The sequence below is a fragment of the Paraburkholderia humisilvae genome (assembly GCF_902859855.1).
GTDB classification, from domain to species: Bacteria; Pseudomonadota; Gammaproteobacteria; order Burkholderiales; family Burkholderiaceae; genus Paraburkholderia; species Paraburkholderia humisilvae.
On record NZ_CADIKH010000028.1, the window covers coordinates 1 to 18,885 of the forward strand.

The window sequence follows — 18,885 nt, forward strand, 5'->3', positions numbered from 1 at the left end:
AAATCGTGCATCCAGTTGTTATCCCATCCTCGCATCGCATCCGACGTTCGACATTCACAACCAGCCCTGCACCGATTCAATTCCCATAGCCACCGGCAGCGGAGCGGCTTAGCTCAAAGAATTTTTAGCGCAGCGGAAACGGTTCGTTCGCCATACCCACGAATAGCTCTCTGCGCCCGTTTCCGCTGCGCTAAAAATCCTCTGGATTATCACAGATATACACTCGTTCTTGAGAGCCTGAATCCGGAACGGCACACGGCATGATTTTTCCCTGAAGCCTTGCCCGGAGTCGTACCACACGCTGCGCCCGTGAACCCGGAAAACGACCGAAACCGGAGCGCGGCCATGACGCGATGATGGGTGCATTCGGAGCACCTCGTGTTAAAGACGTTGTTTAACCCGTCGGCTCCGCAACCCACAGAGAAATCGATGAACAACAACACCCTGAACCTCGACCAGCTGGCCTCCAGCATTCATGCCTGCAGCGACTTCGTCGCCCAGCTCGACACCCATCTTGCCGGTGGCATCCTGTTCCTGTGCTGCCTGCTGCTGTTACCATCGTGATCGCGCGCCTGACGCACTGAGGCCCTGTGAGACACCCTGCGCCACCACCTAAATGTAGGGTTGCATCATTAATTTGCACAGTCACCCTGTTTCATCCGGTATCACCCCGTCTCATTTTTGATCATCGATGTGCCATGATGAAGCCGTTCCCAGAAATGTCTTTGAAATCCTTCCGCCGCTTCGGCGCGAGCCAACAGCCTGCGGAAGGTCCGGTCCAGACTTGGACTGGCAAGGCTTAGCAGCTAGCGGGGTGTCTGTGTCAAAAGCTAAGCGCCGCCTTGACCTCGGTTCTGCCGTGGTTGAGGTCCCACCTGGAGTGGGATACCCAAGAGAAGCCCCCGCGACCTATTCCGAACGCCCCCTCCCAGCAGGGGGCGTTTTCTTTACCGCTTGCCTTTCTTCTTCGGTTTGAGTTCGGGTGCGTTGTAGTCTCGCTCCTCCCAGATGCACGCCAGCAGCTTCCGGAAATTGAATGGCTTCTTCTGCACCAGTTTGTCGTAGATCGCATCCTCAGGGTAGGCTGTCTCGACGCGCACGTTGATGCGCTTAGGCTTGTTGGGTTCGGAAATTTTCCGAGTCTGCATCAGGACGTAGTACGTGACCTTGGTGACGGTGCCATCGGCCCTCCTCCTCGACCAGTTCGACCTGGGCAAAGTTGTTTCCCGGAACGCTCCAGACATGGTTTTCGCTGCGGATCAGTTCGTCCATGATCCTGGGCAAGTTCAGCGAAAGTCGATGCCTGCATTCACAGAACATGCGCTGCTTGCCACCATCCATGACCAGATGACCCTCGGGGATCTGTTCGTTGATGTCGCTGCGCGACGTACGCGTGTACGGTCGCCGGCCAAATTAAACCGGCGGTGAGGCGGATATGCACCGTTCATATCCTGACAAAAAACACCTCCAATCACTCCGTTATGAAAAACGCTAGGGTTGCGGGATCGTTGTCCGAAATTTGTCGTGTTTTTTCGGACATTTTCAATTGACTTTCGTCCGAAAAAAGTATACAAATTTCGGACAGGAGTCCCTCATGTCGAACATCAGCGCCCGCATCATCTCACTCGTTAACGCAGCAGGCCCCAGTTCAGTCTGGGTACCTACTGATTTCGCGCATCTTGGACCGCGCGACGTGATCGACAAGACATTGCAGCGTCTTGTCGCCAGCGGGACGCTCCGCCGCATCGACCGTGGCCTCTACGACCTTCCAGGCGTCAACCAGTTAACCAGACGGCCGACGGCGCCTGATTATCGCGCGGTGCTGGATGCAATCGCCCGCCGCGATCAACTGCGTCTGCTGGTCGATAGCATGACGGCCGCCAACGATCTCGGGCTGACGGACGCGGTTCCTGCGCGCGTAACCATTCATACCGACGCACGCCGCCGCGCTGTTCAGTTGGACAATCTGCTAATCGATTTCAAGCAAACAGCCCCCAGCCGCCTTTACTGGGCTGGGCGACCCGCCATGCGCGTCGTGCAGGCGCTCCACTGGCTCAAGGACACCCTGCAGGACGACGGGGATCGTATCCGCACCAGACTACAGTCCGTCCTAACGGACCCGAAGCATGGGCGACTCATTGCCCATGACCTCGCGCAAGGCTTTGCGCATGTGCCGACATGGATGCAGGAGTTCCTGCGCTCGATCCCTGCCTTTGATCCGAGGTTGGCCGATTCCCCTTTGCCGCCGGCCTCCGAAAAACCGCGTCAAAAACTAATGCCGCCGGATGCTGATGGAGGCTCGCAATGAACGACGCATTTCGGGAAATCATCGCAGCCAGCGACGCGGATCGCCGCGACTTGTTCGTCGGCACAGCAACGCGTCTTGGCACGGCGGTGCAGAACGTCGAGAAAGACTTCTGGGTGTGCTGGGTTCTGGACGCACTGTTTAACGGACTTCCTGCGGACGGCCCGCGTCTTCTGTTCAAGGGCGGCACGTCATTGCCCAAGGGGTTCGGGCTGATCTCCCGCTTTTCAGAAGATATTGACATCACGGTGTTTCGGGACGATCTCGGGCAGCATGTCGAGCCGGCAGATCTAGAAGCCCTGAGCGGAAAGCAGCGCCGTGTCCGACTCGATGCGATACGTGAGGCTTGTCAAGCGTTTATCCAAGGCGATTTCAACGCCGGTTTGCGCGCATGCGCAACGGAGTTTATCCCCCAAGGCTTTACGCTGGCAGCCGACCCGGACGATGCGGACGGGCAGAGCCTGCTTTTCTGGTATCCCATGGCAACAGCCGGGCAAGACGACTATATCCGCTCTGCCGTCAAGATCGAGTCGGGCGCAAAGTCGGCGCTGGACCCGCATGCGATGGCGATAATCAATCCCTACGTTGCTGACGATCTGCCACATCTTGATTTGCGCGTGACGAGTGTAACGACAGTTCAGCCCGAACGAACTTTCTGGGACAAAGTCATAATTTTGTATGGCCTGCGACAATGGTTCGAGCGGCGCGGGGAGCTGCGCCACGGCGGTCAGCGAGTTTCTCGGCACTACTACGATGTTCACCAGCTCCTCCGCAGCCCACATTCGCCGGAATGGATGGCAAATCGTGAGCTAGCTGAAGACTGCGCTCGCCACGCCCGGCTGTTCTTCGGTAGCTCAGATCTGCGACTGGACATCGCCGGTTACGGCACTTTCACCCTGATGCCTTCCGCCGGGATGCTTGATGCGCTGAGGCGCGACTATGTGGCTATGACGGGAATGATCTTCCACGAGATACCCACTTTGGCCGACGTCTTGGCGAGTGTGGAACGCGCGGAAGCAACGATTAATGCCTGATCCCGAGGATGGCCTCACACCACCCTTGGCCCGCTCGTCGTTTTGACGTGCGGCGACCGGACTGAAATCGAAGCCGTATAGCAAAAATTTTCGCCACAAACTCGCCACATACCCAAAAAGGCCGAAGCGGAGAATGGCGGATTTCTGCGGGTTGCGGCGAACCGGCTTTGTGGCCAAAACTGGCCCCGATAGGCTGTGTCCGGTGACCGAACCGCATCTAACCTATTAATCTAATTATGGAGCGGGCGACGGGTCTCGAACCCGCGACCTACAGCTTGGGACGCTGAAAAAACCAAGGTAATTTCAGCACCTTAGCCAACCTTCGCCTCATATTCGCCACGGCAACTTCAGTTCTTGAGTCTGGAGATCATGCGAGTACGCTGGCTCTTGCCAACTTCCGCCTGCCGGATGAGATGGGCATAGACATCGAACGTGGTGCTGATGTCCGTACGGACCATCAGAGTCTTGATCTTGGCAATGTCTGTCCTGCGGCGATCAGAACCGACGCGAAATGATGGCGGAGGGCGTACGGCGTATAGTGTGGTTTGGCTACGTCCTCGCCGCCGATACGCTCTATATCCATAACCTCGGCCTTCTCGCAGGCAACGTCAATAACGCTTCCGCCAATTGTCCAGTGACTGCCAGTGACCGTTGCTGGTGGGAAAAACCAAGCCGAATTCATTCTCACGAGCAACATGGTCGCGGTAGTACCGCACCATATCGACCGTTTCCTGACCCAATTCTATAAATCTGCACGCCGCGGGAGTCTTCGTTGCGGACAATTCGCTGCTGCGGTCGGATTAAGAGTCCGCTTGCTGGCAGGGGAAGATAGTGTGCCAGCGCCAAAAAAGGAATTTAGCATTATATTTATCAAACGAACGATCGCTCTATTGCAATGTGCATCCGTGCATAACATGACAGATGAGGAGATGAGGCGCCTTACGCCCCTTGCAGCCTGTCGCGGTGCTCGACGTTGAAAACACCTACCGATCGCAAAACAGCCACTCGTCGAAGGTGATGCAGAGTTGATTTGACAGGCGCTTGGCCGATAGAAGCAACATGGCGGGCGATTTTGGAGCGATCTAGATCTGGCCGATATCCACCCTTTCTGCCAAGAAGTCTAGTAATGCGCGCACGCGTAGCGGCAGGTAGCCGCCTTGGCCTACATAGACGGCGTGGACTTCCTCGACATCGCCCGGATTGCAGTCTTCGAGCACTGGCAATAGCCGTCCGGTAGCGATGTCGTCGCGCGCCTGAAAGGCAGCCAAACGTGCCAGCCCCAGGCCGGCCAAAGCCAAATGGCGTAACGCTTCGCCATCGCTGGCCTGCGCGTTGCCAGTTACCGGAAGCATGACATCTTTATTCTGATATCGCAGCGGCCATCCGGCCTGCGTTCGTACATAGTTAGCCCCCAGGCGATTGTGCGCGAGCAGTTCTCCCGGTGTAGCAGGCGTACCGCGCCGAGTCAGGTAGCCTGGTGCGCCTACGATGATCATGCGCGTGACGCCCAGCTTGCGCGCCAATAAGTTCGAGCTTTTCAGCGGACCGGCACGCACGGCCACATCGGCACGTTGCTCCAGAATGTCGATGACCTCATCAGTCAGTACGATGTCCAGCGTCACATCGGGATGACGTTCCAGGAATTCGGGGGCCAGCGGCAGCAAGAAGTGGTGCCCAAAGGGTACGTTGGCGTTTACACGCAGGCGACCGCGAGGCACGGTGTGCTCGCTTGCGCAGCGTTCGGCTTCTTCCAGGTCGGCCAGGATGCGCACGCCGCGTTCGTAGAGCGCGCAGCCTTCAGGGGTGAGCTGGAATTGTCGGGTAGAGCGATTCACCAAGCGCGTACCCAAGCGTTGCTCCAAACGCGCAACCAGCTTGCTGACGGCCGAGGGTGTCATGTCACAGGCGCGGGCGGCGGCTGAGAAACCACCTAGCTCGATCACTCGCACAAACACTTCAAGTTCACCGGATCGGTTGACTTCTATGCGGGCCACGACCGCCTCCTTAGTGAATCCGATTCACAAATGCTGTTCTTGTGGCGAGTCTATTCCAATTTGGTCTTTGAAGTCATTATTCATACATCTACGGTTGATGAATTCACATACATGAAGAAATCCACGAAAGCACTTTCCCATGCCTCGGCTGCGCTGACTTTGACACTAGCGGCAGCGAGCGCGATGAACATCGCACCGGCGATGGCGGCCTCGCCAACCTGGGTAGCAACGTGGCAAGCCAGCCCACAGCCGGTCTGGGGATCGGACTTCCTGTTTCCCACTAATGTCCCGCCGGTATTACACGACCAGACCGTGCGCCAAGTGGCGCGCGTCAGTCTGGGCGGCCAACGCCTGCGCATCGTGTTATCCAATGCCTACGGCAACAAGCCGCTTACCGTAGGCAAGGCTACTGTCGCACAGCCCAAGCAGAACGGTGAGGTAGCCGCCGGCAGCCTGCGTACAGTGACATTCGGTGGTCGAGAAGTAGCGAACATCCTTCCCGGCGCCTCATTGATCAGCGATCCTGTGGTCTTATCGGTATCTGCACGGGCACAGGTGGCGGTAAGTATTTATTTGCCGAAGACAACCCCGATGAGCACGTTCCATTGGGACGGCCGACAGACGGGCTGGATCGTGCCCGGCGATCAGACTTCAGCCCCGGCTCTGACGAAGGCAGATGGCGCCATACAGAGCACCACGGCCCGACCGCTGTTGACGGGCATTCAGGTCGAAACCGAACAACCCGCACGAGCGATCGTGGTCGTCGGTGACTCCATCACCGATGGCGCGGCGGCAAGCCTTGACGAAGACAGCCGCTGGCCGGACTTTTTAGCTGCCCGACTGGCCCCACACGGCGTTGCAGTCCTCAATGCCGGCATCTCCGGTGCACGCCTGCTGTCCGACGGCATGGGCGTCAACGCGCTGGCGCGGCTGGATCGAGACGTGCTGGCGCAACCGGGCGTGCGCAGCGTAATCGTGATGCTTGGCATCAACGATATTTCCTGGCCGGGTACTGCATTCGCGCGGGATGCACAGCGCCCCACGCTGGACACCCTGACAGCGGGCTATCGTCAACTGATCGAACAGGCCCACGCGCGGGGTGTGCGTGTGATGGGTGCCACACTGACACCGTTCGAGGGTGCTTTGCCCGGCACACCGCTGGACAACTACTACCACCCGGATAAGGAAGCCCTGCGCCAGCAGGTGAATGATTGGATTCGCCATAGCGGCGAATTCGATGCAGTCATTGACTTCGATGCGGCCCTGCGTGAGCCCACCCATCCACTTCGGATAGCTGCGCACTACGACTCCGGCGACCACTTACACCCCGGCGACGAAGGCAATCGCGTAATGGCCAAAGCCGTCGATCTCGAAGCACTTGTACCCGGGCTAGATGCCTTGCACGAATAAGCGACTCACAACGGCCGTTCGCAATGCGACGCGCGCGTGAGGCATGATTGGGGGATGGGCTCTCGCCAGTTGGCAATCAGCGCCGTTGCCGTGTGAGTTGCGTGAGCGGTTACTGCGCGAGTGTGAGCGGCTAGCACTTGTCGCACAGCAACTTGCGACGCTGGAGAGGAACAGGGAAATCGGCGGGTACGCGCGCTGCTCATCGAGATCGCATGGAACTGGCTGCGCTACCAGCCTGCCAGCACATTAGCGAAATGGTTTGACCAGCGCACACAAGGTACGGGACCGAACCGTCACGCGCGACGTCTCGCCATTGCGCTGTGGCGCTATCTGAAAGACGGCATCATCCCCGACGGCGCACAGCTGAAGTCCACATAAGCCTTAAGGTTTGGCAGGAAGGAGGTAACGCCCGGCTCCCAGGCAGTTTCGTAGCAAAGATGGTTCAAGTGATCATGCCGGGTTGCTGAGGCAACCGAATATTTTCAGATGGGGCATGTTCCCGGAAAACATTCCGGTGTAACGCGCATGCAGGATAAGGCTGGCGACGCGCCAGCGGATAGGAGGTGGTGAGAAGCTGGTTCTTTCCACGAGCGCAAGGCAGCTTCGGACCAAACACAGCCGGACACGGACACGCTACGGCAATTTCGGGACAGCGATCTTTACAGGAATCTCGCTCATAGAAGGGCGCTGCTATTCGTCTACTGGCCGAACCACTTGACAATACCGTACGCATATTGGCGTCCCACATCGGCCGGAAGCACCCGCCGACCGGCGGCCGTCACGACACCTCGCTCAATTTGCCGGTTGTCTACGATGTAACGTATCGGACGGCGCTTCGTTGAACTGTCGCTTATACGCGTTGAGCAGCGTCGAGCGATTCGGCACGCCCCAGCGGTTGCCCGCGTCGTGCACCAGCAGTCCACCTGCTTCGCGATTGTCCTCAAGATCCTGCTGGATCCGCTTCATCCGCTGCTGCCGGATCACCTCGCACGGCGTCGCGCCCAGATGTGACTTGAATGTGCTTTGCAGTGCCCGTACGGTCACGCCGATCTCCGCGGCGATTTCGTGAATCGACAGATCGCTACGATCAAGATTGTTGAGCAGATACTTGTAAGCACGCCGGTATTTGACCGGCAGACGTGCGGCCACATCGTCGACGACCACCGCATCGTGCCGCCTGTGATTGATCCTCGCCAGATCGCATGCGCCCTCACGCGCGCAATGGATCGCTGTCATCGCATACTTGCTGTACATCTGCCGCGAAAGATGTGCACGGCCTTGCGCCTGATAGATCCTGGCGACGCAATACTGCAGCTCCAGTTGCCGATGATCGAAACCGATCGGCATCTCGTTGATAATCGGCCCGAGTGCCCTCTCCGCCACTTGCGGCAAATCAGCAATCAGACCCGCGAGCGCGATTTCGAGGCGTACGTTGCGCTGGTAACGCGTCAAGTTGTTCGTATCGGCCCAGTCCAGATGTTCGAGCAACGGTGTGAGCGCATCGCGCTGTCCGCGCGTGAGCCGGTCGAGAGATTCCTTGTATTCCAGGCGACCGCGCAGCACCGGTACACGGATGTCGGTTTCGATCAATAACCGCTCGGCAGCGAGTTCAGGCTTCGCGTCAAGCCGGCTCGGATCGCTCAGTTGGCCGGAATGCCAGAACACGTGATCAGACAACTGTGGCGCATGGCGTAGCGTGCGCTGAAGCGAAAGGTCTGCGCGCATCGTATGAACGATCTCGCCCCATGCGCCCTTATCGTCATCAAGTTCGCCTATCTGATCAACCTCAAGTTCGATCTCGTCAAGCATGCCGCCGGCCTGGTTCAGATGACCAAGCTCGAATAGCACGCTCATCGATCCAAAGAGCGCCTCGATGCGGCGCCGGCGATCAACGCCGGGATCGTTCGCAACGAGTTCGAAGCACGCCATGGCGGTGCTGAACCGGCGACGGTAGAACGCCTCCCAGCCAGTGGTTCGTGACGACAGCACGCGAATCTCGTCCTTCGACGCCCGACTGATCTTGCGCGCGTGCCGATACGACTCTTCCGCGTCGGAATCGAGCCCCATGGCCAACTGGATATCCGCATACAGCAGTGTCCAGCAGGACGCACCTTGTTCGGTGCTGGGGTTCTCCACCAAACGTCCGAGGTCCGCCGATGCGGAGAGGATTTTGGCATTACAAATCTTTTTCCAAATACCAGGAGGCTTCGATGGAGAAGCAAGGCAGGAAATCAGAGGAAAATAAAAGTCATTAAACATTTAAAATCCCAGAAATAAGACAATGAAAATGTGTGCAGCGCCGACAAAACAAGCTGGACATCAGGCCATGAGCGCCGTAACTTGGCGTGACGGCAAGACGCAAACCCGGTGGCGAACTGTCGGGTGGGCAAAAGCGGTTGATTCCAGTTTTCCTTGCGTCCGGCCAAACGTGGCGTCGCCGCCATACGGTGGACGACCGCACAGCATTGAACCGCGGCAGCACGGGAAAACGGCACACATTGCCCGGCGCGGCCAAAACGGCCTCTCGCACGGTCGAGCGCACCCATGCGCCGTTTGCCCCGCTCGGCGTGCATCCGCTTCGAGCGGCGTCCCGACATTCATGCCGGATGGCCGTCTCTCGCCACTGCGATTACCTGTTTTCGATGTGTATGAATTGCGTTAGCGGCTCTAGCCGATCGCACTGTAAGGACAGTTCATGTCTCATCCGAAATTCTTATTTAACAAATTTTCATAAAATCGAATTCCTTAAATATTCGCTTTCAATTGGATAAAATGATATAAATTTTCACTTATAATTACGGTAAAAATACGTAAACAAATGAAAAACGAATATTTGTCAACAATTTGACACGCACGCCCTGTTAGTTGCAATCACAACTATCTTGTCGATCGATGTGGAACGAAGAAGGGACCTGCTGTTCTGCCGGCAGTGGCCTTGCTCGACCGTGCGTCGCCGGTCACCGCGAGGTGCAAAGCATCGAGGGCAACGACCGGGGCCGGGAGGCGTAGTCGAGTCGCGAGGCAACAACGAAAAGCAGCCCATGTTGCGTGTTCAAACGATACGGCGACAGGGCCAATGCATCTACTCGCCCTTGATCCCGTTCAGAGGCGTGTCTCCGACGCAGTACGATGGGTTTCGAGCAGAGCGGTCGATACACGACAAACCCAGCAAGCTCTGACATGCCGCTGTTCGCTTGTATTCTCCATGCTTCGTTTCATCTGGCGATTCCTGAGAAGCGTTTGATAGAGTGCGTGCAAATCGATGCGACGTACGCAAAAGGCTTGCCGGATGGAGACTTCGTCCAGACACGCCGCGTTTCAACGCGTGCCGTCCTCCTCGGTTCCACGGCGCGATAGCAAAGCGGATATGCAGCGGCCTGCAAAGCCGTCCACGCTGGTTCGATTCCAGCTCGCGCCTTCAACACGTACTGGACCGTCGGTATCGCGTCATTCATGCGACACGGGCGGACCTTCCGGAACAGATGGGTACAGGCGTGGCGATGGGTAACCTGGTTCGCCCCGCGGTTCCGACCGATTCCCGACGCGACTTGAGGATGTGCGATGCTGTCGTCCACGTTGCCAACAAAGCGCTTTTACATTTTTGGCGTCAATGCTCCCGACGGCCATACGCTGCTGATTGACTATAGTGCCGATGATCCTGACCGGAACGGGTTCGCTGTGCTCGAACGCATCCGGCGTTCGGCCGATGGCGGCATTGCAGACTGGCGCGAGCGTGAACGGCTTGGTGTAGCCGACGTGTTCGGCATCGAATCCGTTGGCAGCCAACAGGCGGCGCAGCTCGCGGTCGAATTTTGGCGTGCGTATTTCCGCGCGCTAGGCGAGATCGTCATCGAGGCCAGCCATCTCCCGGACTCGCCCGTCTGACGACGCACGGGCCAGATGCGCATCGCGCGGCGGCCCTGCCCGCTCACGCCGTGGTCGCTTTTCGATCTTCACTTCATGCACCTATACGGAAGGATGCCCGATGCCGTCCCACCGGACCGTCTTCATGTTTTCCGGCCAAGGATCGCAGTACTTCCAGATGGGCCGGCAACTACACGATGCGCACCCCGTGTTTCGCCACTGGATGACAAGGCTTGACGTGCTCGCGCAGCGCCTCGCGGGCGTATCCGTTGTGAACGCGATGTTCGCCGGGAAACCGGCTGATCCATTCGATCGCACGCTGCATACGCATCCGGCGATCTTCATCGTCGAATATGCACTCGCGCAATGCCTCATCAGCGAAGGTATCGAGCCCGACCTGACGCTTGGGGCGAGTCTCGGCTCGTTCGCCGCAGCCGTTTGCGCAGGCAGTCTCGCCGTCGAGGATGCACTTGCCGCGGTGATCGAACAGGCGAGGAGCTTCGAGGCGTCGTGTGAACGCGGCGGAATGATCGCCGTGCTCGAGGATCGCGCGCTGCACGACGACGGCCCGCTGACGGGCCTCGGTGAACTGGCGGCCGACAATTTCTCGGGCCACTTCGCGCTCGCCGCCCCGCAAGCGCGATTGCCCGACATCGAGGCGGCACTGCGCGTGCGCGAAATCTCGTATCAGCGGCTCGCCGTATCGTTCGCCTACCATTCGCGCTGGATCGAATCCGCGCAGCCGCATTTCAATGCGGTTATGCGGAGCATACCGACGCGAACACCCACTCTGCCGGTTATCTGCTGCGCGCAGGCAAAGCAACTGGATGTGCTGCCTGACGGATTCTTCTGGCAGGTCGTGCGCGAACCCATCCGACTGCGCGACACGATCACGGGTCTTGAACGATCGGGCGCCAGCCGGTTCATTGACGTGGGTCCGTCGGGATCGATGGCGACCTTCGTCAAGTATGCTTTGCCGGCGTCGAGCGCGTCGACGTTCCACGCAGTGTTGACGCCATACCGGCGCGACCTCGACAATCTCGCGGCACTGCGCTCTCTCACGACCTGAGCGTGCCTGCCCGCGAGGGCCGCCGATCGCCGCGCATGCGCAGTCCGGTCAGGCAATCCGCTGCGCTGCCCCGTCATGCGCGACGTCGATCGCGACCTCGCATGACACGGTCGACCTCAGCACCGGCAGTGGCCATTCGTCCGTGCCGGCCGGCCCGACCCGCCGCACCCGTATACGCGGCTCCGCGTGACCGATGCGCTCCGCGCAGACCGCGAGCACAAACTCCGCGGTAGGCCGGAACTGCCAGAACGACCAGCGGTCGGCGTCGTCGCGGAGAGTGGGCAACACCGAAAAACGCACGGTCCGGCGGTCGGGAAAATCGAAACCGAACCGCTCGAACGGGATCGACAAGCCCATGCCGCGCGCCTTTACATACGCTTCCTTGAAAGTCCAGTACTCGAAGAAGCCTTCCATGCGTGTGGCTCGCGGCATATTCGCGAGCGCCGCCACTTCCCACGGCGCAAAGAAACGATCCGCGAGGCTTGCCGAGACCGTACGCGCGCCCAGATGTTCGACATCGACCCCGAGTGCACGGCGCCGTGTGACGCCGAGCACGATGAGGCCACGCGTATGCGAGAGGTTGAACCGCAGACCCGTCGCGCAACAATGAGTTGCGGCGATCTCGGGCCGACCGTAGCGATTGGTCGCGAACTGCCAGGCCTGCGGCTCGACCGCCGCATAGCGCGACAACACAGTACGCACGAGCGCGCGCGTGACCAGATAGCGCTTGCGGTCGTTGGCAAGGTGATATCGTGTCTCCTGACGGCGCTCGGCACGCGTCAGGAACCTGCGCAGGCCGGCAAGCTGCGTGGCGTCGATGATCTCGTCATAGAACGTTAGCCATAAATCGATGTCGGCATGGCCGGCATCCGTGTCGAATTGATGCGTCGTTTTCATCCAGAGCATCCCGCTCGGCATAAGGTCGGTTCGTGCGATCGGATCCCTGCCGACGCGCCGTACGAAGGCGCGTCGCAGTGCAACTGCGGGATCAGATCGCGACTAGCTCATCGAGCTCGAAGTAGCCGTTGTATCCGTTCATGTAGACCGCGGCCCGATGACCGAACAGCACCATCGCCGCGGTGCGGGTTTCGAGATCGTGATAGTCGAATACCAGCGATTTCACTTTGGTGCCGACTGGAAAGCAGCTGTTCCACGTCGCGACCTTGCTGGCTGCGTCTGCTGAATCAGGCATGCCGCCATCGCCGGCCGGCCCGCGTGCGGACGCGGACACGGACCGGGGTGATGAGGAGCCCGGCGTCAATATCCGGATCGTCTCGACGAGCCGGGTCAGAACGTCGCCGGGGCCAAGTTCGGCAAACGTCACGTCCTCGCCGCGCTCTTTCGCAAGAGCCAGCAGATACTGGACACTCTCGCTCCATCGGACGGTATTCGCGATCTGCTTCGCAAGGTTGTCGGCAATTTTCCGGCGCTCATACGGTTGCGCCGTGTAGTTCGCAATGACCGGAATGGTGGGATCGGCGAACTTGAACGATTTGAGAAACTTCGCGAACGCGTCCATGGCCGGCTGCATGAATCGCGAATGGAAAGCACCACTCGTGTTAAGCGGATAAAAGCGGGTGTTACCTTGCTTGAACAACGGTTCGGCCTTCGCAATCTCGTCTGCGAGACCGGAAATCACGATCTGTGTGGGTGTGTTGTAGTTTGCGATACCGATCTGGGTCAGCTTGTGTTCGACGAGCGTGCTTTCGATCTGCTCCTTGCTCACATTGACAATAGCGGCCATAGCCCCCTTCTCTGCTCGACTCATCAATTCCCCGCGCTTCTTCACCAGCTTGACACCGGTTTTGAAGTCGAAGCAGCCGGCCGCCAGCAGCGCATTCAATTCACCGAGACTGTGGCCAGCGACGAAATCGGGCGTTTCCTCACCGTCCTCGAGCTTGGCGTAGTTCGTCAGTGCGTTGACGACGAACAGAGCCGGCTGGGTGAATTCGGTACGATTCAACTCGCCGCGCGGATCCTCGACGCACAGTTCCCTGATCGAATAACCGAGTACCTGATCGGCCTGTTCGACCAGCTCACTGAAGCGGTCGAACAGCGGTTCGCCCATGCCCCTGATCTGCGAACCCTGGCCCGGAAACATGAATACCTTCACTTTTTACCTCCATGGACCGTGTCGTCGGTGACGACTCAGTAATTGCTCACGCATACGGCGGTGTTGATACCGCCGAAACCCATACTCAGATTCAGCGCATGCCGGATCTCATGCGGCCTGCTGCTGTCTCGTACCCAGTTGAAATCCGCGTCCATCGGACGCTCGAGATTGAGGCTCGGATGCAGCTGCGCCGCGCGCATCTGCACCAGCACCGCGATTAGTTCGATGGCGCCCGCGGCCGTCAGTCCGTGCCCGGTCACGGACTTGGTCGTGTTCAGGTGCGCGCCGCCGAGCCCACATACGCGCAGCGCCTGAAGTTCCACCATATCGCCGAGCGCGGAACCCGTACCATGCGGATTCACGTAGTCGATCTCGCCCGGATGCAGGCCGGCGCAAGCGAGCGCGCCGCGTATCGCCGAGACCTCGCCGTCGAGCGACGGGTTCGGATCGCGGTTGCCGTCGATCCGGACCGCCCAGCCAGCGAGCCGCGCATACGGCGTGACGCCCGCGCGGGGTGCGGCGCCGTCGCGCTCGACCACGATCGCCCCGCAAGCCTCACCGAAGATGAACCCGTCTCGGTCTTCGTCAAACGGGCGGCAGGCCCGTTCGGGTTCGTGCGCGTAGTGGTACGAGCCCATCGCGCCGGTCGCGCGGAACCCCTGGCATTCCCAGTAGCCGAGATCCATCAGCGCGCCGATCGCGATGCAGACGTCGGCGCGACCCGCGCGGACGGTCTCGATCGCCTCGATCACCGCGAGCTGCCCGCTCGCCGACGCGCCGCCGACCGTGCGCGTGACGCCGTGGATGCCGAACGCGGCGGAACACAGCCCGCAGACATCGCTGTCCATGAACGACACCGCATAGCTCGGCCGCAGGAACGGCACACGATCGCGATAGGCATCATGTAGCAGCGTGAGCTCGCGCTGCTGAAAGTTCGAGCCGCCGATCACGAGCGCGATGCGGTCAGGATCGATGTCGAACAGGCATGCGTCACGCCACGCCTCGTCGAGTGCGGCGAGCGCGGCGCGCCCCGACAGCGACGCAGTGCGCAACAGGCGCGGCTCGATCGTGCAGGACAGCGCCGGTTCGTCGATCTCCGCGCCGAGGAACGGCGTAGCGCACGCGCCTTCCGGCATTTGGCGGCCTGGCCGCCGCATCACGCCGAAACGATGCCGCCCGTGCAGTAGCGCATCGGTGAACGCCGCCTGCCCCTGGCCGATCGCCGAGACGACGCCGATGCCGCTGATAAGCAGCGGTCCGGGCCGCTCAGTACTTCCCATGGATGATCCTGGCCAGCTCGCCGATGTTCTCCGCCCTCGCCATTTCGATCAGCGGAATGCTCAGCGACAGCGATTCGAGCGTCATCATGATGATGTCTGCGCGATCGATCGAATTCGCGCCGAGCGTGCGCAGCGAATCGGTCGGTTTGAACGTGTGCGACCGCAGATGCGGCAGCGTTTCGCGGGTGTGGCGGACGATGATGTCGAGCACTTGGTCATGTTTCATAGTTTGCCTTTCCTCTGCCATGCGACGGATCGTCATTGTCCGAACAGGGTCTCGATCCGTTCCCGGACTTCGGGTTGTTGAAATGTCAGCGCATGCAGCGCGACTTCCTGCTCAATGAACGCGGGGAGCTTTTGCCGCAGCGGCGCCGCGAGATGATCCTTCAGCGCGACGAGCGACATGCGCGGCTTCTGTGCGAGGCTGCGCGCGAGCTCCAGCGCATGCATCAGCACCTGGTCGCGCGGCAACACCGCGAACGGTACACCACGCCGCTGCAACTCCTCACCGCGATAGTTCGCTGCGCTCAGCATCATTTCGCCGGCTAGCGCGATGCCGAGCTTTTCCGGCACGATGAATGTCGAGCCCATTCCCGGCGTGAAGCCGTATCTCATGAAATTCGCGGTGTAGACGCTCTCGCGCGCGAGGATCACGATATCGGCAAACAGCCCCATCACGAAGCCGCCGCCGATCCCGTGCCCCTGCATCGCGGCGATCACGGGAATCGGACAATTCAGCGCGACGCTGTACAGATCGCGGTCGGTGAACACGAACTTGCCGTCGAACAGGTCGCGTAGCCCCTCCTGCGTGCCGCCGCTGGAGAAGTAATTGTCGTAGCCCGTCAACACCACCGTCTTCAGGTCCGCTCGCGTGCCGAGCGCCGCGAACGCGCGCGTCAGTTCGGCGATCAGTGCGTCAGTGAAGGCGTTCTTGTGGATCCGGTCCTGCATCGTCACGAGTGCGACGCCCGCGGCGGGTTCGGTAATCGCGACGATGGGCGAGCTCGTCATGAAGCCTCCCATGGAAAACGGCCGGTGCTCACGTAGCGCGCTATGTTGCGCAGGTTGTGCGGATCGGAGAACACCTCGACGTTCGCCGCGAGTGCGGCCGGCTTCGCGGCGGCGAGCGAGCCGTCGAGCGTAGTCGCGTAGCGCTTGTAACGTGCGATCGCGGTGCGTTCGAGACGCCGCAGCCGCAGCAGCAGGATGCGCAGCGTGCTTTCGGTGTTCGCGTCGCATACATCGACGAGCCCCCACGCCTTCGCCTGAGCCGCGCTGACGGGCTGCGTCGTCAGCGTCATCGCGTTCGCCCTTGCGGCGCCGATCCGCCGGACCAGGAACGGCAACACGCACGCGGGCATCACGCCGAACAGGAGCTCAGACAGGCTGAACACCGCCTTCTCATCGCTGACCACGAGGTCGCACGCGGCAACGAAGCCGACGCCGCCCGCATTCGCGCGGCCGCGCACGTGCGCAATTGTCATAAACGGCCCTTGCGCGAGCCGCAACCAGAGGTCGTAGAGCGGCCCTGGGTCGTCGTGCGCGGCACCGCCGCCGTCGAAGCGCGACTGGATCTCGCGGAAGTCGGCGCCGTTGCAGAACACGTCGGGCAGCCCTTCAAGCACGACGATCTTCGCGTGCGCCTCGCAGTCGCGCAGCACGGCGGTCAGGTCGGCGATCAACTGCTCGTTGATCGCATTGCCTGCGGCCGCGCGGTACATCTGGACGAAACAGACCGCGTCGTCGAGACGCACACGCAGAGTCGTATAGGAGCGTGTCAGCCAATCCATTCGTATTCCCGGTGAAATTCCTTGATCTGCTTCAGGAGCAGGGTCGGTGCGCTGAGCGTCGTGCGCGCCTCAGGCACGAAATCCGCATCGGTGACGAGGTTGCGGATACCGAACTTCAGCTTCCGGCTGCGTTCGAGCAGCTCGTCGTACTGACTTAGCGACAGCATGAAACGCCGGTCGAGCCGCTCGCCGATCCGCATCGCGCGCATTCGTTCTTGCGATTCAAGGCTTGCGACACCGCTGAAAAACTCGGAGCAGCAGCCCGAGCCGTACGAGAACACGCCGATCCGCTGCGGCGTGTCGAACCTGCCGTTGTCGATCGTGCTCGCGAGCGACAACGCGGCGGTCGCACCCATGATGTTACCGACGCGCTGGCAATGCACGAGACCCGGCATCACGCGCTTTCTGAAATCGTCCTCGATGTCGTCCGGTGTCGCCTTCGCCAGCTTGCGCATCATGTTGCGGTGGGCGCCCTTCACCATTCCGCCGAACGGCGTGTGGTACGCGATGTAGGCGAAGGTGCGCGCGAAATCGGCGCCCATCACGCGCTTCTGATATTCGAGGTACGCATTTTCGTAGCAGTTCAGATAGGACAGCAGCGACAGGTCCGTGTCGCCGGCGTCGGTGTCCGGCGACGGGCGGCAGGTGTCCATCACCTCGTAGCCGTAGTAACCGTTCGCGCCGGCGTCGATCTGGAAGATGTGCGGCCGGTCGCTGACGAGCATCGCAACCGCGCCGGAGCCGCCGCTCGGTTCCGCGAACGACCAGTCGGCGGACAGCGCGTCCCCGCCCTCCTCGACCATGAAGCGCGACACGTCGGTCGCGATCACCAGCGCCTTGCCGCCCGGCGAAGTCTGCGACAGGACGAAGTTGATCGCCATCTGCAGGCCCGCGACGCCGGAGTAGCAGGCGTTCTTGACCTCGAACAGACGGCAGTTGCGGTTCAGGCCGAGCAGATCGTGGCAATAGGTGCTCATCGACTTGCCGAAGTCGAACGCGGACTCCGTGCAGGTGATCACCAACTCGATCCGATCCTTTTCCTCGGGGCTCAGCGCGTCGACGATCGGCTTCGCCGCGTTGACGGCGAAGGTGATCGGATCCTCGTACGGCAGCGCGACCGATTTCTCCTTCATCAGCAGGTTTTCGAACCGGCTCATGTCGAGACCTCGGTGCGCAGCGAGCCGGGTGACGTCGATGCACGCGGTGCCTGCAAAGACATTCATCGCTTCGATACCAACAGTGGTCACGTTCTCTTTCTCCCAGGGATTGATGCGCGACGCAGATCGTGGTCGCGCGTAAAACGGCTAATGAACATCGCTAACGAAAATCGAACAGCTTGCGCGGATCCTGTCCCGGTCGCAGGCGGTACGCGGCGAAACTCTCGCGGTCGCGAAACTGCAGATACAGGTTGCGCTCGAGCACGCTCGCGAACGTCAGCCCCGGTGGTGCCAGATACGTATGGCCGGGATAAATGCGCGTGTGCGGCGCGACGCTCGCCTTCAGCAGTTCAAGGCTGTCGTACATCGCGTACGCGGCGTCGAGGTCCGGGCAGATGCCGCAGCCCTCGTTGAACAGCACGTCGCCGGTAAAGAGATGCGAGCCGATCCGGTAGCAGACGCAGCCGGGCGTATGGCCAGGCGTTGGCAGCGGCTCGACGCGCAGACTGCCCGCCTGCCACGGCGCCGCGTCGAACGCGATCAGCCGCTCAGCCTGGAAGCCTGATGCGGCGACTTCCCGCGCCGACATCCAGACCGGGCACCGGTGCTGTTCAGACAGCGGCCGCGCAAGATGCACGTGATCGGGATGCGCGTGCGTGAGCAGGATCCCGCGCAGCCGCCCGCCCGCGTCGGCGAGCGCTGCCCCGATCGTGTCGGGTTGCCAGGCGGGATCGATCAGCAGCGCGTCGCGCGTAACCGGATCGACGACGAGGTAGTTGTTGTTCTTTATCGCCAGATGCGCCACCTTCAACACGGTGACGACCGGCTGCGGCGCATGCTTGTCGAGGGGGTTATGGTTCATCGGTTAA

The 18,885-nt window shown here is 60.5% G+C and carries 19 protein-coding genes, 1 tRNA gene and 1 pseudogene; 9 read left to right on the forward strand and 12 right to left on the reverse strand.

What is annotated here, in order from left to right; genetic code table 11:
• The first annotated feature begins 429 nt into the window (after positions 1–429).
• A complete protein-coding gene (locus tag HV796_RS45470; RefSeq protein WP_281369829.1) occupies positions 430–564 on the forward strand; it encodes a hypothetical protein in 135 nt (44 codons plus the stop codon).
• A 383-nt stretch (positions 565–947) separates the two neighbouring features.
• On the opposite strand, the gene HV796_RS25670 is transcribed toward HV796_RS45470, so the two are convergent.
• A complete protein-coding gene (locus HV796_RS25670) occupies positions 948–1,148 on the reverse strand; it encodes a hypothetical protein (protein WP_175229309.1) in 201 nt (66 codons plus the stop codon).
• 13 nt (positions 1,149–1,161) lie between these two features.
• On the opposite strand from HV796_RS25670, the gene HV796_RS25675 reads away from it, so the two are divergent.
• The 3 genes from HV796_RS25675 (at position 1,162) to HV796_RS25685 (ending at position 3,339) form a co-directional block, all read left to right on the forward strand.
• On the forward strand, positions 1,162–1,428 hold the full coding sequence (locus HV796_RS25675; RefSeq protein ID WP_175229310.1) for a hypothetical protein: 267 nt from the start codon (positions 1,162–1,164) through the stop codon (positions 1,426–1,428).
• A gap of 166 nt (positions 1,429–1,594) precedes the next feature.
• Positions 1,595–2,308, forward strand: a complete 714-nt coding sequence (locus tag HV796_RS25680) for a DUF6088 family protein (RefSeq protein WP_175229311.1) — start codon at positions 1,595–1,597, stop codon at positions 2,306–2,308.
• Positions 2,305–3,339, forward strand: a complete 1,035-nt coding sequence (locus tag HV796_RS25685; RefSeq protein ID WP_175229312.1) for a nucleotidyl transferase AbiEii/AbiGii toxin family protein — start codon at positions 2,305–2,307, stop codon at positions 3,337–3,339. Before HV796_RS25680 ends, HV796_RS25685 begins: the two co-directional genes overlap by 4 nt.
• Positions 3,340–4,421: 1,082 nt before the next feature.
• On the opposite strand, the gene HV796_RS25690 is transcribed toward HV796_RS25685, so the two are convergent.
• On the reverse strand, positions 4,422–5,333 hold the full coding sequence (locus tag HV796_RS25690; RefSeq protein ID WP_175229313.1) for a LysR family transcriptional regulator: 912 nt from the start codon (positions 5,331–5,333) through the stop codon (positions 4,422–4,424).
• 111 nt (positions 5,334–5,444) lie between these two features.
• On the opposite strand from HV796_RS25690, the gene HV796_RS25695 reads away from it, so the two are divergent.
• Together HV796_RS25695 and HV796_RS44260 are read left to right on the forward strand one after the other, a co-directional pair.
• The gene (locus tag HV796_RS25695; RefSeq protein WP_175229341.1) at positions 5,445–6,743 is read left to right on the forward strand and encodes an SGNH/GDSL hydrolase family protein; all 1,299 of its coding nucleotides are present in this window, start codon (positions 5,445–5,447) and stop codon (positions 6,741–6,743) included.
• Between the two features lie 168 nt (positions 6,744–6,911).
• Positions 6,912–7,121: pseudogene (locus tag HV796_RS44260) on the forward strand (IS110 family RNA-guided transposase); the annotation flags it as partial.
• Between the two features lie 414 nt (positions 7,122–7,535).
• Here HV796_RS44260 and HV796_RS25700 read toward each other — a convergent pair.
• Together HV796_RS25700 and HV796_RS25705 are read right to left on the reverse strand one after the other, a co-directional pair.
• Complete coding sequence (locus tag HV796_RS25700; protein ID WP_175229314.1) at positions 7,536–8,879, reverse strand: helix-turn-helix transcriptional regulator; 1,344 nt, start codon at positions 8,877–8,879, stop codon at positions 7,536–7,538.
• Positions 8,880–8,974: 95 nt separating this feature from the next.
• The gene (locus HV796_RS25705; RefSeq protein WP_175229315.1) at positions 8,975–9,289 is read right to left on the reverse strand and encodes a hypothetical protein; all 315 of its coding nucleotides are present in this window, start codon (positions 9,287–9,289) and stop codon (positions 8,975–8,977) included.
• An 801-nt stretch (positions 9,290–10,090) separates the two neighbouring features.
• On the opposite strand from HV796_RS25705, the gene HV796_RS25710 reads away from it, so the two are divergent.
• From HV796_RS25710 to HV796_RS25720, 3 genes are all read left to right on the forward strand, one after another.
• Positions 10,091–10,161 (forward strand) — tRNA-Cys (locus HV796_RS25710).
• 143 nt (positions 10,162–10,304) lie between these two features.
• Positions 10,305–10,628, forward strand: a complete 324-nt coding sequence (locus HV796_RS25715; protein ID WP_175229316.1) for a hypothetical protein — start codon at positions 10,305–10,307, stop codon at positions 10,626–10,628.
• A gap of 124 nt (positions 10,629–10,752) precedes the next feature.
• Positions 10,753–11,676 (forward strand): acyltransferase domain-containing protein, encoded by a 924-nt coding sequence (locus HV796_RS25720; protein WP_175229317.1) that lies wholly within the window; start codon positions 10,753–10,755, stop codon positions 11,674–11,676.
• A 48-nt stretch (positions 11,677–11,724) separates the two neighbouring features.
• On the opposite strand, the gene HV796_RS25725 is transcribed toward HV796_RS25720, so the two are convergent.
• The 8 genes from HV796_RS25725 to HV796_RS25760 all read right to left on the reverse strand — a co-directional run bounded on the left by HV796_RS25725 (position 11,725) and on the right by HV796_RS25760 (position 18,878).
• Positions 11,725–12,573 (reverse strand): 4'-phosphopantetheinyl transferase family protein, encoded by an 849-nt coding sequence (locus HV796_RS25725; protein ID WP_175229318.1) that lies wholly within the window; start codon positions 12,571–12,573, stop codon positions 11,725–11,727.
• A 91-nt stretch (positions 12,574–12,664) separates the two neighbouring features.
• Positions 12,665–13,777, reverse strand: coding sequence for an ACP S-malonyltransferase (gene fabD / locus HV796_RS25730; RefSeq protein WP_175229342.1), 1,113 nt, complete (start codon positions 13,775–13,777; stop codon positions 12,665–12,667).
• Positions 13,778–13,824: 47 nt separating this feature from the next.
• Complete coding sequence (locus HV796_RS25735; protein WP_175229319.1) at positions 13,825–15,069, reverse strand: beta-ketoacyl synthase N-terminal-like domain-containing protein; 1,245 nt, start codon at positions 15,067–15,069, stop codon at positions 13,825–13,827.
• A complete protein-coding gene (locus tag HV796_RS25740; protein ID WP_175229320.1) occupies positions 15,056–15,295 on the reverse strand; it encodes an acyl carrier protein in 240 nt (79 codons plus the stop codon). Before HV796_RS25740 ends, HV796_RS25735 begins: the two co-directional genes overlap by 14 nt.
• Before the next feature lie 32 nt (positions 15,296–15,327).
• Positions 15,328–16,080: a polyketide synthase gene (locus tag HV796_RS25745; RefSeq protein WP_175229321.1), complete on the reverse strand. Its 753-nt coding sequence runs from the start codon at positions 16,078–16,080 to the stop codon at positions 15,328–15,330.
• Positions 16,077–16,859, reverse strand: coding sequence for an enoyl-CoA hydratase/isomerase (locus HV796_RS25750; RefSeq protein WP_175229322.1), 783 nt, complete (start codon positions 16,857–16,859; stop codon positions 16,077–16,079). The genes HV796_RS25745 and HV796_RS25750 overlap by 4 nt, the downstream gene beginning before the upstream one ends.
• Positions 16,847–18,106 (reverse strand): hydroxymethylglutaryl-CoA synthase family protein, encoded by a 1,260-nt coding sequence (locus HV796_RS25755; RefSeq protein ID WP_175229323.1) that lies wholly within the window; start codon positions 18,104–18,106, stop codon positions 16,847–16,849. The genes HV796_RS25750 and HV796_RS25755 overlap by 13 nt, the downstream gene beginning before the upstream one ends.
• Before the next feature lie 70 nt (positions 18,107–18,176).
• On the reverse strand, positions 18,177–18,878 hold the full coding sequence (locus HV796_RS25760) for an MBL fold metallo-hydrolase (RefSeq protein WP_175229324.1): 702 nt from the start codon (positions 18,876–18,878) through the stop codon (positions 18,177–18,179).
• Positions 18,879–18,885 lie beyond the last annotated feature (7 nt).